The 13,749-nt window shown below is 75.1% G+C and carries 7 protein-coding genes and 1 CRISPR repeat array; of the genes, 1 reads left to right on the forward strand and 6 read right to left on the reverse strand.

All coding sequences use genetic code 11. The annotated features are described in order from the left end of the window. Positions 1–111 precede the first annotated feature (111 nt). The 6 genes from AB0G50_RS14855 to AB0G50_RS14880 form a co-directional block, all read right to left on the reverse strand. A complete protein-coding gene (locus tag AB0G50_RS14855) occupies positions 112–2,910 on the reverse strand; it encodes an AAA family ATPase (protein ID WP_360107486.1) in 2,799 nt (932 codons plus the stop codon). Between the two features lie 130 nt (positions 2,911–3,040). Then, complete coding sequence (locus AB0G50_RS14860) at positions 3,041–5,749, reverse strand: AAA family ATPase (protein ID WP_360107489.1); 2,709 nt, start codon at positions 5,747–5,749, stop codon at positions 3,041–3,043. A 99-nt stretch (positions 5,750–5,848) separates the two neighbouring features. Beyond that, positions 5,849–8,704 carry an AAA family ATPase gene (locus AB0G50_RS14865; protein WP_360107492.1) on the reverse strand — a complete coding sequence of 952 codons (2,856 nt, stop codon included), beginning with the start codon at positions 8,702–8,704 and terminating at the stop codon, positions 5,849–5,851. 425 nt (positions 8,705–9,129) lie between these two features. Then, positions 9,130–11,043 (reverse strand): MFS transporter, encoded by a 1,914-nt coding sequence (locus tag AB0G50_RS14870; RefSeq protein WP_360107495.1) that lies wholly within the window; start codon positions 11,041–11,043, stop codon positions 9,130–9,132. A 63-nt stretch (positions 11,044–11,106) separates the two neighbouring features. Further along, positions 11,107–11,320: direct repeats of the CRISPR family, unit length 28 nt; unit sequence GGACCACCCCCGCGTGCGCGGGGACCAC. A gap of 69 nt (positions 11,321–11,389) precedes the next feature. Further along, the gene (locus tag AB0G50_RS14875) at positions 11,390–11,812 is read right to left on the reverse strand and encodes a hypothetical protein (RefSeq protein ID WP_360107498.1); all 423 of its coding nucleotides are present in this window, start codon (positions 11,810–11,812) and stop codon (positions 11,390–11,392) included. A gap of 81 nt (positions 11,813–11,893) precedes the next feature. Then, positions 11,894–12,322, reverse strand: coding sequence for a cupin domain-containing protein (locus AB0G50_RS14880; RefSeq protein WP_360107501.1), 429 nt, complete (start codon positions 12,320–12,322; stop codon positions 11,894–11,896). Positions 12,323–12,431: 109 nt separating this feature from the next. Here AB0G50_RS14880 and AB0G50_RS14885 point away from each other — a divergent pair, with 109 nt between their 5' ends. After that, a complete protein-coding gene (locus AB0G50_RS14885) occupies positions 12,432–13,748 on the forward strand; it encodes a M20/M25/M40 family metallo-hydrolase (protein WP_360107613.1) in 1,317 nt (438 codons plus the stop codon). Position 13,749: the final 1 nt, after the last annotated feature.

The raw sequence follows: 13,749 nt of genomic DNA on the forward strand, positions 1-13,749 counted from the left end.
GTGGTTCACGCGGTGGTCCACACCACCACCGGGTACGGACCGAAGGACTCGACCGGGCCCGGGCACGCGACAGCCCCGGCACCCGGCCGGGGCTTCGCGATTCCCTTGGCGTCAGGCGGATTCCAGCGCGTCCCGCAGCTCGGCCCGCCCGGACAGCGCCAACTTCCGGTACACGCTGGTCAGGTGCTTCTCCACGGCCCGGCTGCTCACGTCGAGGTGCTCGGCGATGGCCTGGTTGGTCCGACCCTGCGCGGCGAGCCTCGCCACCCGCGACTCGGCGGGCGTCAGCTCGGGCACGCCACCGCCGGGCGTGCCGCGAGAGCGCGTCCACGAGGTGGGATCGGGCGACGGCGCCACCCCGCACGCCGCGGTCAGCGACCGCCCGCGCGCGGCGAGTTCGGCCGCCTCCTCCGGACGCGTCTCGCGCAACCGCTGCGCGAGTTCCACCGTGGCACGGGCCGATTCCCACCGGTTCTCCGACTGCGCCAGCACGTCCAGCGCGTCCCGGATCGACCGCACACCCTCGGGTCCGGGCGTCACCACGCCGATCGACCGCAGCGCCCGGCCGATCGCGACCGGTGACCCCCAGGCCTGCGCGGCCGTCAGCTCCACGTCCACCAGCGCCCGCGCCGCCTCGGCGTTGCCCAGCCGCAGCTGGAGTTCCGCCGCGAGCGACCGCCACGGCAGCACGGCCGGGTTGCTCCACCCGGCCCGCTCCAACTGCCGCCCGCAGTCCAGCACCCGTTCCAGCGCCACCGGGAGCTGCCCGGCCTCCGCGCCGCGCAACCCGCGCGACAACTGGGTCAGCGCCGAGGCCACCGGGTGGTCGACGTGCTTGGCGCACAAGGCGACCAGCCGTTCGCTCCACCCGAGGTCGGGCAACTGCGCCGCCGCGCACGCCAACCCGAGCCCGGTCGCGGTGACCGCCGGGTACCACCAGTCGCCGGCCGCCGCCACGCTCGTGGTCAGCACCGCCTCGGCCTGCCCGATCATCCCGCGCGCCAACAACACCAGCGCCGTGCCGGCCTCGACCACGCTGCGCGCCACCGGATCCCGCCGCCGGCGCGCCTCGTCCTCGGCCGCCCGCAACCAGGACGACAGCTCCTTGGTCCGGTCGGCCAGCACCAGCACGCCGATCACGATCGGCAGCGACGTGTGCAGGGTCGCCGACTCGGCGGACTCGGCGCGCAGCAACCGCAACGCGGGCGACACGAGTTCCCGCCGGTGCACCCGCCCGGTGAGCGCGCCCGCGTGCAGCAGCACGGCCAACAGCTCGCGGCCGCCCGACGTGCGCAGGTGGTCCCGGTGCTCGACCCGCCGCAGGTGCTCGACCGCGTCGGACAGGTCGCGCACGTCGCCGTCGGAGATGTAGCGCAACCGGGCCTGCACGCGCAGCCGCAGTTCGCGTTCCGCGCCGGTGACGGCCTCCGGCTCGCCCAGTTCCGCGGCGAGCGCCCGCACCACCGGCGCGACCTCGAACCGCCCGCCCGCGAGGCAGGTCGGCGACAGGCGGACCACGGCGGCGGCCCGGTCGGCCGCCGAGCGCAGCACCGTCAACGCCTCCAACAGGTGGCGGACGGCCGCGGACGGGTCGACCGCGCTCTCCACCGCGGCCAACTCGACCAGCAACCGACCGCGCTGGGTGCTCTCCGTCGGCACGTCCAGCAGCGCGCGCCGCAGGTAGCGGGCGGCCTCGGCGTGCACACCGCGGGCGAGCGCGGCCGAGGAGGCCTCGAACATCACGTCCGGCATCCAGCGCTCCTGCCGCGAGGGCACCGCGAGCACGTGCGCGGCGATCTCCTCGGCGGGTCGGCCGGCGTGGTGCAGCGCCACGGCGGCGGCCAGGTGCAGCCGTTCGGCCTCGTCCGCGGCGGTCGCGACCTCGACCGCGGCCCGTGCCGACGGATGCGCGAACCGGGTGCCGCCGGGCAGCAGGAACCCTTGGGCCACCAGGGATCGCGCGATCTCGGCGGCGTCGACGGGCGCCAGCCGGGCCAGTCGCGCGACCAGGTCGACGTCGGCGTCGCCCAGCACGTTCGCCGCGGCCAGGTAGGCGGCGGCGGCCGGCGTCTGGTCCCGCAACCGGGACAGGAACCAGGCCCGCAGGGACCGGGGCCGGGACGCGGCCACCGCGTGGGCGTTGTCGTCCACCGGTCGCACACCGGACTCCGCGAGGTCGGCCACCACCGACCGCACCAGTCTCGGGTTGCCGCCGGTGGCCGCGAGGCACGCGTCCAGGAACGCCCGACCGCCCTCCTCGCCGAACCCGGACCGCACCAGTGCCCGCACCGCTACGTCCGAGAGCGCTCCCATCCGCAGCACGCAACCCGCGCCGTCGGTCACGCCCCGGGCGATCGAGCGGTCCGCGTCCGGCACGCCGTCCCGGGTGGTGACGACGACCAGCGCGCGCAACCCGGCCAACCGGTGCACGAGATAACCCAGGCAGCGCAACGACTCGTCGTCGGCCCACTGGAGGTCGTCCACCAGCAGCACCACCGGCCGGTCCCGGCCCAGCACCGTCAGCAGGTGCCGGACGCTGTGCAGCAGCGCGTGCTTGACCGGCAGCAGCGACTCGGTGTCGAGCTCGCACCCGTTGAGCCCGAACACCGGGTGCAGGAAGTCCGCGATGCCCTCGAACACCGCCTGTCTGTCCTCTTCGGACAGTCCGGCGATGGCGGGCTCGCACAGCTGCCGCACCACCCCGAACGGGAACCGCCGCTCCAGCGGTGACGCGGCCGCGTGCAGCACGTGCGCGCCGCGGGTGGCCGCGATCCGGCGGAGCGACTGCACCAGCGCGGACTTGCCCGTGCCCAGCGGTCCGCCGATCACCACCAACGACCCGTCCAGCGCCTGCGCGGCGGTCAGCGCGTCGGACAACCGCACCAGCTCCGCGTCTCGACCGACCAGCATCACACGCCCTCCCCCGCACCCGATTCCCGCGCCACGACCGCGGAACGCGGCCCCGTCGCGCCCCGACCGACCGGCATCCGCGACCTCCACCGCGCCGGACGACGTCGCGCCCGACCGCCCCGACCCGCCATCACAACCCCTCACCCGCGCCGAGCAGCGCGACCAGCTCCGCGCGTCCCGCCACACCCAACTTCCGGTACGCCGTGGTCAGGTGCATCTCCACGGTCCGCCGCGCGACGCCCAGCGCCTGCGCGATCCGCGGGTTGCTCAACCCCTCGGCGACCAGCCGCACCGCCCTGGTCTGCGCGGGCGACAACCCGGCCAGCACGTCGTCGGACCGCGGGTGCCGGCGGCGGGCGGGCATCGCCTCGATCCGGCGGGCCAGCGGACGCGCGCCGCACTCCCGGGCGGTGCGCAACGCGGTGGCGCGCAACCACTCCCCCTCGCCCGAACCACCCGGCAGCGCGGCCGCCAGGTCAGCCTGCGCCTGCGCGTGCGCCAACCGCGCGGGCGACTCGCGCAGCTCCCGCTCGGCCCGGCGCAACGACCGCAGCCCCGACTCGGGGCCACCCGTGCGCGCCGAGAGCAACCACGCCGTGCCGACGCACGACCGCGTGCTCCACCCCGTCACCGCGCGGAACTCCTCGCCGAGCAACGTCGCCACCCCCTCGCGATCACCGATCATGGTCAGCGCCTCGACGGCCAGCGGCCGCCACGCGATCAGCGCCGGGTTGTGCCACCCGCGCCCGGCCAGCCGACGGCCGCACTCCTCCAGGTCCCGCAACGCCCGCTCCGGCTCGCCGGAGGCCACCAGCACCGCCGCGCGGGCGTGCAGCAGGCCGGTCCAGCCGAACCCGCCCTCGACCTCGGCGGGCAGGTCGCCCGCCACGGCGCGTTCGGCCGAGTCGTGGCAGCCGCGGGCCAGTTCCACCAAGGCGCGCAACGCCAGCGGGTAGCCGCGCATCCGGGGCGCCCACGACGGCAGCGGCAGCTCGGCGAGCGCCCGGTCCAGGTGCGCGGCGGACTGCTCCAGCGCGCCACACCGGTACGCGGTCGCGGCCAGGCCGAGCGCGGCGAACGCGGCGGTCACCCGGACACCGCGCCTGCTCGCGTCGTCCAGCACGTCCTCGAACACCGGCCGGGCGAGGTCCGGCTCGTCGGCCAGCACCAGCGCCGCCGCGCCGAGCAGTCGGTGCAGGGCCAGTTCCGGCGGTCCGCCCAGCGCGGTCAGCGCGGTGTCCCTGGTGCGCACCGGATCCGTGCCGACGACCGCCAGCCGCCACGCCTCGACGCCGCCCGCCACCGCGTCGTCGCCCGCGTGCGGGTCGGGCTCGTCCCACCGCGTGCCGTCCGCGCCGGACAGGCCCGCGAGCCGGCGCAACGCGCGCAGCGCCTGGTGCTCGGTCGGGTCCTCGGCGACCGCGTGCGCGACCACCCGGTGCACGGTGTCCAGCGCGCCCCTGGCCAGCAGCAGCTCGACGGCCTCGGCCCGGTGCGCGCCGCCGCGCAGCACGGCGGCGGCCAGGTTGCGGTCGGCGGCGTGCGGTCGGTCGCGCACCTGGGCGCAGGCCAGTTCCACGGTGAGCAGCGACCGGTCGTCGGGCCGCAGGGGCTCGGCGAGCGCCCGGTCCAGCAGCGCGACGCCGAACTCCTGCCGGCCCGCGCGCAACGCCCGCCGCGCCGCGCGGTGCAACGCGTCCGAGGCCCAGCGGGCACCCACCGGCGGCGCGCCCAACAGCACCCGGCCCACCACGTCGTCCGGGCACGCGAGCCGGTGCGCGGCCGTGGCGACGGCGACGTGCAGCGCGGACCGCTCGACCGGACCCATGGCCGCGAGCACCCGGTCGGCCACCTGCGCGGCGGGCCGCAGCCGGTCGTGACCGCCGACGAGTCCGGTGGCGCGCAGGCGTTCCGGGGTGTCCGGTCGCACGTCGGCCAACCCCGGCACACCGCGCGTGGACCGCGGGTCGAGGTCGTCGCCCGCGACCGCCAGCACCCGCAGCAGGGCCAGGCAGTCCGCGGGCAGTCCGTCGACCAGCTCGTCCACCTGCGCGACCCGCCGGCGGGCGAGGATCGCGGCGATCCGCTCGGCGGAGGCCCGGTCGGCGGTGTCGGCGGCGAACTCGGCCAGCGCCGGCACGATCAACCCGGGCAGCCCGTGCCCGTTCGCCACGACGGCGCGGGTCACCGGACCGTCCGAGCGGGTGCCCAACCGCTCGTGGCACAGCCGGGCCACCGCGACGTCGGACAGCCGGGGCGTGGTCAGCGGGGTAAGCAGGTCGGCGGGCGGCGTCGGCTCCTCGACCAGGGTCGGCCGGTCGCCGACGGCGGACAGCACGAACGCCAGCGGCGCCTGCCTGATCCGGCGCAGCAGCATCTCCAGCAGGGTGGCCGAGTCCGGGTCGAGCCAGTGCACGTCGTCCACCACGAGCAGCAGCGGCCGGTCCCGCGCGGCGGCGAGCACGCCCGCGCACAGGTCGACCAGCACGTGGTCGGCGCCGTCGAGCCGGTCCAGCCGCGACCACCCGGGTAGCCGCGCGGACAGCGCCTCGCGCAACTGGGCGGCCGCGCCCCACCGGATGTCCGCCTCCCACCGCCTGCCCCGCGCCACCGCGACCGCCACCCCGAGCCGGGCGGCCTCCTCGACCACGTGCGCCAGCAACGCGCTGCGCCCGGTGCCCGGCTCGCCGACGACCGTGACCACACCCGGCTGCCCGTCGGCCAACCGCCGTGCCACGGCGTGCAGCACCCCGCACTCGCGGTCCCGCTCCAGGAGCACGCCCGCCGTCACCTCCTCGCGCCACAACGGATGCGGGCCCGACCGACCGCCGCGCACCACGCCACACCCACCTCACGCACACCGGCGGCACGCGGTTCAACCGCGGCGATCCCTTGCGCCGCAACGGATCCAGTCCACCCCGGGCCGACTGGGCCCGACTCAACCACCGTCGTCGCCCAGCGCGGCGGCGAGTTCGGCGCGGCCGGTGATGCCCAGCTTGCGGTAGACGCTCGTGAGGTGGACCTCCACCGTGCGCGGCGTGACGAACAGCGTCTCGGCGATCTCCCGGTTCGTGGGGCCCTCCACCGCGAGCCGCGCCACCCGCCGTTCGCTGCCGGTCAGGATGTCCGCGCGCGCACCGGTGATCCGCCGCATCCGCCCACCGGCCTCGACCAGCAGGTCCCGCGCCCGGGTCGCGGCCGGTCGCGCGCCGGACCGGGTGGCCAGGTCGACGGCACGCCGCAGCTGGACCCGGGCGGCCCGGACGTCGCCGCGCCGCAGCAGTTCCCGGCCGAGCCGGTGCACGGCGCGCTGGAGGTCGTGGCGCGCGCCGGAGGACTCCAGCACCCGCACCGCCTCGCGCAGCAGGTCCACCGCCGTCCGACCGCCGACCGCGGCACGGGCCATCAGCGCCAGACCGCGCGCCCACGGCACCGGCCAGTCCCTGGTCAGCAGCTCGCCGTGGTGCACGTGCTCCACCGCCTCGGCGATCCGACCCCGGTCGGCCAGCAGCAGCGCGGCCTCCGCCCACCACGGCGTGAACAACGGGTTGCCGATGTCCGCGTCCGCCAGGCTCCGACCGCACCGCAGCAGCAGTTCCACCGCGCCGTCCGCGTCGCCCAGCTCGGCGCGCGCCTCGGCGCGGACCATCAGGTAGTGGTGGTTCTCCACCACGAAGTCGTCCAGCCGCGGCCGGACCACGCCGGCCAGCATCGTCTCCGCCCGCCGCGCGTCGCCCTGCCGCACCGCGACCAGCGCGGCCCACACGGTCGGCTGGAGGGTGTTGGCCTGCCACGACTCCTCGGCCGCCGTTTCCAGCGACAGGCTCGCGTCCGCGCCCGCCTCGGCGAACTCGCCCGCGTGGCACAGCACCCCGGCCCGCACGCCGTGCGCGAGGCAGTGCATCCACACCGCGCCGTCCGCCCGGCTGCGCGCGATCACCCGGTCGACGGCGCTGAGCGCGGCCGGGAAGTCGTCGGCCAGTTGCAGCACGAACGAGGACGCCAGCGCGGTCCAGCCGCCGAGCGCGCCCTCGTCCAGCAGCAGCGCCCGGTGCGCGCGCCGGGTGGCCACCTCGACCGGACCGCCCGCCATCGCGCCGGTGACCGCCATCATCGCCAGCAACTGGCGTTCCGCGGCCGTGTCGCCGACCGGCTCGACCAGGGTGCGCGCCCGGGCCCGCACCCTGGCGACCGTCGACTTCTCGTCCAGGCCGGAGATCAGCACGGTCGCCCGGACGTGGTGCAGCAGCTCGCGGTCGGCGTGGCAGCGGCCGTCGCCCACCGCCTCGACCAGGTCGTCCAGCGCGGGCTCGAGCAGTGCCACGGCCTCGGGCGAGCGCTGCACGGCGAGCGCGGTGGTGGCGAACCGCACGGTGATCGCGGCGCGCACGCGCGGTTCCTCGGCGTGCTCCAGCGCGACCCGCAGGTGCTCCAGCGCGGCGACCGGGTCGGTCTGCCCGAGCAGGCCCGCCAACCTGGTGCGCAGCGCGACGTCGGCGGGCCGGTGCTCGACCAGCGGGGTCAGGCACCGCACGGCGGACTCGGGCGCGCCCCGCCGCGCGGCGTCCTCGGCGGCGGCGGCCAGCACGGTCCGCATCCACGGCTCGGTGGGCGCGGGCAGTCGCAGCAGGTGCGCGGCGATCTCGCCCGCGGGTCGGCCGGCGTCGTTGAGCAACCGGGCCGCGTGCGCGCGCAACCGGACCAGCTCGGCGGGCGGCACGTCGTCCAGCAGCGCGGCGCGCAGCACCTCGTGGGCGAACTCGGGACCGCGCGGGCCGAGGATGTCCGCGCCGCGCAGCAGTTCCACGACCGAGTCGACGGTTTGGCCCGGCACGCCCGCGAGCGCGCCGACCAACTCGGGTTCGGCCGTGCCCAGCACCGCGACCGCCCGCGCCACCCTCGTCACGTGGTCCGGGTGCGCGGCGAGCCTGCCCAGCACCGACGCGGCCACGATGTCGCGACCCGACGGGCCGAACCCCGGCCGGCCGCCGGACTCGTCGGCCGCGCGCACCCTGGCCACCAGGCGGGCCAGCACGAGCGGGTTGCCGCCGGACATGTCCCGGAACTCGGCCAGCAGCGCGGCGTCCGGCTCCCGACCGAGCCGCGTGGCGACCACCCGGGCGATCGCCGGGGTGTCCAGCGGCTCCAGGTCGAGCACCGTGCCGCCGTCCGCGGCCAGTTCCTCGGCGAGGTCGGTGACCGCCGGCCGGTCGGCCGGGGTGCGCAGGGTCAGCGCCACGCACAGCGGCATGTCCTGGGACCGGCGCAGCAGGTAGCCGAGCCAGTGCAGCGACCGCTCGTCGGCCCACTGCACGTCGTCCACGGCCAGCACCAGCGGGCCCTCGGACATCAGGTTGACCGCGAGCCAGTACAGCCCGTGCATGAGGTTGTGCGTGCGCGCCGGGTCCGCGTCCGTGCCGCCGACGGCGGTGGGCGACAGGATCGGCAGCGCCCAGCGCGCGCCGGAGTGCAGTTGGGGCGCCTGCTCGAGGTGCGGCGAGGTGAGCCCGAGCGGCGCGACGAGTTCGCGGACCACGCCGTAGGGCGCGTCCTCGAAGATCTGGTGGCAGCGGGCCCGGAGCACGGTCGTGGTCGGCGGCAGCCCGGCCGAATCGAGTGTGGCGCGCAGCAGGCTGGTTTTGCCGATGCCCGCCTGACCGCGGATCACCAGCACCTGGCGCGACGTCGCGCCGGCGGCGAGCCTCGCCCTGGCGACCGCGGTTTCGCGATCCCGCCCGAATAACTCGGGAATGGGCACGGCGGCACCGCCCGCGCCGTCCGACCACCGCGACACAACCACACCTCCAACACCGTTCGAATGCCCGGTTCCGGCCCGGTGAGCCGGTTTCGGGCGCGAATCCCACAATCGACGGGCGCGACGCCGCCGGCACCGTTCAAAGGGTCTGCGCTGATGTAACCACGAGACTACACAGCGACGTCACACCACGGAGGGTGTCGATCTTCACCACCCTGCGATGTACTTGGCGTGCGCGCTGGTCCGGACGTCCCAGCGGCCGACCGGGGTCGAGCCCCTGAAAAGGCCAGCGGTGGTGCCGCCGAATGCCACACAGTGGACCCGAAAAGTATTCACTTATAGTCGGCGGAATGGCGTTTTCGAACCGACCGACGGGTAGCCCGGCGCGGAAAGTGAGCCGAATACCGATTATTTGCGGAGGCCCGCTCCGGCAGGTTGCCCGGCACCGGTAAATGTCGCCGAATTCACTCCCGGGCGGACAGGTCGAGGTCGACCGTGCGGCGCTGCGGGGTGATGACGACGTCCGTGGCGTGCGCGGTCTCGGCGCCCGGCGGCAGCACGGTGAGGATGTAGGTGCCGAGCGGCGGCAGCGCGAGTGCGTAGCGGCCCTCGTCGTCGGTCCGGGTGTGCGCCGAGGTCTCGCCCTCGGGACTGGTCAGCGTCACCAGCGCGGCCCGCACCGGCACGCCCGTCTCGGTGACCACGCCCGCGAGCCGCCGCCGGTCGCACAGGGTGATCCGCTCCCGCCGGGACGGGCTCAGCTCCAGCACCTGGGAGCGCGGCGACCAGCCGTCGGCCGAGCAGATCACCAGGTACCGGTCGGGGCCCGGCAGCACCGCCGACCAGGTGCCCGCGTGGTCGGTGCGCGCCCAGTCCGCCTGCTTGCCCTCCAGCGTCAGCACGGTCAGCACCGCGAGCCGCACCGGCGTGCCCTCGGGCGTCACGACCTCGCCCTGCACCACCACCTCCTCGGTGGTGTCCCGGGCCGGCGCGCTGACGGTCGTGACCTCGCGACCGGGCAGCAGCAGGGCCAGCCCACCCGCCACCACGGCCGCCGCCGCGGCGATCCACGACACCCGGGCGAACGCGGCCACCGTCGGCACGGGGAAGCCCGCGACCGTCGTGGAGCCGGCGGTGAGCACGGCCGCCACCACCGCGCTGGAGGTCGACGTGCCGATGGACCGGACCAGCGTGTTGAGCCCGTTGGCCGACGCGGTCTCGGTGATCGGCACGAAGCGCATCACCAGGATCGGCATGGCGGCGTAGGCGATGGCCGTGCCGACGGAGATCACCGTGGTGCCCGCGACGACGTGCCACAGCTCGCCGGTCAGCACGGCCCGCGCCGCGTACCCGAGCGCCATCACCGCGGACCCGGTGGTCAACGTGATCCGGGCGCCGAACCGCCGGGTCACCGCCGCCGACACCGGCGCGAGCACCACCATCGCCAACCCGCCGGACAGCATCGCCACCCCGGCCGCCGTCGGCGACAACCCGAAGCCGACGCCGGTCGCGGTCGGCAGTTGGAGTTCCTGGGTGCTGACGAGGAGGTTGGCGTACATGGCGAACCCGGCCAGCAGCGAGGCCACGTTGGTCAGCAGCACCGGGCGGCGCGCCGACGTGCGCAGGTCCACCAGCGGGTTGCCCACCCGCAGCTCCCACGGCCCGGCGAGCGCGAACGCGACCACCGACACCACCGCGCACACCACCGTGGCCCGGCTCGTCCACCCCCACGCCGCGCCCTTGGAGATCGCGAGCAGCACCGTCGCCAGCGCCACCGACAGCAGCACCGCGCCCACCAGGTCGAACCGGCCGGGCGCGCGGACCGCGGACTCCGGCACGACCCACAGCACCAGCAGCAGCATCACCGCGCCCATGCCGGCCGACACCCAGAACAGCGCGTGCCAGTCCCAGGCGCTCGCGATCCCACCGCCGAGCGGCAACCCGGCGGCCGCGCCGATGCCCAGCGTGGCGCTCATCAACGCCACCGCCGAACCCACGCGTTCCTTGGGCAGCTCGTCGCGCATGATGCTGATGCCGACCGGGATGAGGGCCGGCGCGAAACCCTGCAACGCCCGACCGGCCATCACACCGGGCAGCGACGTGCTGAGCGCGCACACCACCGACCCGACCACCAGCACGCCGAGCGCGATCACCATCACGAGCCGCTTGCCGAGCATGTCGGCGAGCTTGGACAGGATCGGCGTGGCGACCGCGCTGGTCAGCAACGTGATCGTGACCAGCCACGACGCGTTGTCCGCGCTGGTGTCCAGGAGCGCGGGCAACTCCGGCACCAGCGGGACGACGAGTGTCTGCATCAACGACACCACGGTTCCGCAGAGGCCGAGCACCGCGATGACGAGTCCGACGGGCCGGGTCACAGCTCGAACCTTAGCGTGGCGAAGTGATTATCCCACCACGTTCCGCAGGCGAGGAATCACACACCGCCACTACCCCCGCGTGCGCGGGGACCACGCCCGGTCGACCTGACGCCACACCCAGGCGGCGGGACCACCCCCGCGTGCGCGGGGACCACTCGCGCTCCAGCAGCGTCAGGTCGAACGGCGCGGGACCACCCCCGCGTGCGCGGGGACCACGCCAGCGGCAGCCACAGCCACCACTCGCCGGGAGGACCACCCCCGCGTGCGCGGGGACCACCCTTCGTGGCCTGCGGTGTAGCGGCCGGGTGCGTCGGAGTTCGTTCGGTGAGCGCGCGCCGCCCCCTCCCTACACCGGCTCGTGGGCCCGGAGATCGGTGAACCCCGGCAGGCTCGCCCGGGTCAGCGGTTTCGGTTGGCGGGTCAGCAGGGACACGGCGAAGCCGACCAGGGCCAGCGTGCCGCCCACGACCACGTCGTTCAGCCGCACGAGCGAGGTCGCGCCCTCCGCCAGCCACGGCCCCGCCACGATCCACCACCCGGTGATCGTGAACAGCGGCGCGGTCCAGCGGGCGTCCGGCGGGCTCATCATCGGCAGCAGCGACAGCACGACCGCGACCGTGCCGCCGGAGATCGCCGGCGGGATGGTGGTGGCCGGGCCGCCGAGGTCGTCGCCGAGGGCGATCGGGGTGCTGATCTGCCATAGGCCGAGCAGCAGGGCCGCCACGCCCAGCCACGAGATCAGCCGAAGGTGCGCTAATCGGGGGGTCATCGGGTAGTCCAGTGGGTGCAGGGGAACAGGGGTGTCACACAGGGTCGTCGTCGGGTACTACGGACGAGGAGGACCCGCGGTTCAGGATTCCGCGATCTCCACCGGCGACCACAGGCTGGGCAGGTTCACCACGACGCCCTCCTGGCTGCTCCGCGCGATCACCACCACCGCCGGCTCGTCGGTCGGGTTCTCCTCGCGGTGCGGCACGTACGGCGGCACGAAGACGTAGTCGCCCGGCCCGGTCTCGATCCGCACCTCCCGGTCGCCGTCGGCGAACACGAACACCGGGTGCCCGGACTTCACGTGGATCGCGGTCTCCGCCGAGCCGTGGTGGTGGTCGCCGGAGTTGGTGCGCGCCGCCACGTGCGTCTCGCCCATCCACAGCCGGGACGAGCCGACGGTGGCCGCCGAGATGCCCTCGTGCCGGGTCATGCCCGTGGTCTGCGAGGTGTCCGCGGAGGTCTCACCCGCCTTCACGTGCCGGATGGGGCGGTGCCAGGCGTCGGTCATGTCGAGCCTCCTCGAACGGTGTGCCCTCAAGGCCTACCAGAGCGACGTGTCCGGGAGTGCCGACGCGTCCAGCACGTGGACGCAGTGGTAGGAAGGCCGGGTGAGCAACGTGGAACAGGGCCTCCGGGTGGCGCAGGACGAGGTCGTCACCCTGGTCAGCGAACTGATCAGGATCGACACCACCAACACCGGCGACCCCGCGACGGTCGTCGGCGAGCGGGCCGCCGCCGAGTGGGTCGCGGAGAAGCTGGCCGAGGTCGGCTACGAGACGACCTACGTCGAGTCCGGCGCGAAGGGCCGCGGCAACGTCGTGGCGCGGCTCGCGGGCGCGGACCCGTCGCGCGGCGCGCTGCTGGTGCACGGCCACCTCGACGTGGTGCCCGCCGACGCCTCCGAGTGGTCGGTGCACCCGTTCTCCGGCGCCGTGCAGGACGGCTACGTGTGGGGACGCGGCGCGGTCGACATGAAGGACATGGTCGGCATGACGCTGGCCGTGGCGCGCAGGCTCAAGCGGGACGGGATCGTGCCGCCGCGCGACCTCGTGTTCGCCTTCCTCGCCGACGAGGAGGCGGGCGGCCTCCAGGGCGCGAAGTGGCTGGTCGACAACAAGCCCGAGCTGTTCGAGGGCGTCACCGAGGCGATCTCCGAGGTGGGCGGCTTCTCGATCACGCTCAAGGACGACGTCCGCGCCTACCTGGTGGAAACGGCCGAGAAGGGCATCCGCTGGCTCAAGTTGCGGGTCCGCGGCACGGCGGGCCATGGCTCGATGATCCACCACGACAACGCGGTCGCGAAGCTGGCCGCCGCCGTGACGAAGCTCGGGCAGCACCGGTTCCCGGTGATCCTGCACCCGTCGGTGCGCGACTTCCTCGCGGGCGTCTCGGAGATCACCGGCCTGGACTTCCCCGAGGACGACCTCGAGGGTTCGATCGGCAAGCTCGGCGCGCTGTCCCGGATGATCGGCGCGACGCTGCGCGACACCGCGAACCCGACCATGCTCTCCGCCGGCTACAAGGCGAACGTGATCCCCTCCACCGCCGAGGCGACCGTGGACTGCCGCATCCTGCCCGGCCGCGAGGAGGCGTTCGACCGCGAGCTGGCCGAGCTGCTGGGCCCGGACGTGGAACGCGAATGGGTCGGGCTGCCGCCGGTGGAGACGACGTTCGACGGCGCGCTGGTCGACGCCATGACCGCGTCGCTGATCGCCGAGGACCCGGGCGCGAAGGTGCTGCCGTACATGCTCTCCGGCGGCACGGACGCGAAGTCGTTCCAGGAGCTGGGCATCCGCAACTTCGGCTTCGCGCCGCTGCGGCTGCCCGCGGACCTGGACTTCTCGGCGCTGTTCCACGGCGTCGACGAGCGGGTGCCGGTGGACGCGCTGGAGTTCGGCGTCCGGGTGCTCGACAGGTTCCTGCGCAACTCCTGAC

This window comes from Actinosynnema sp. NPDC020468, assembly GCF_040642015.1.
In the GTDB taxonomy this organism is placed as follows: domain Bacteria; phylum Actinomycetota; class Actinomycetes; order Mycobacteriales; family Pseudonocardiaceae; genus Actinosynnema.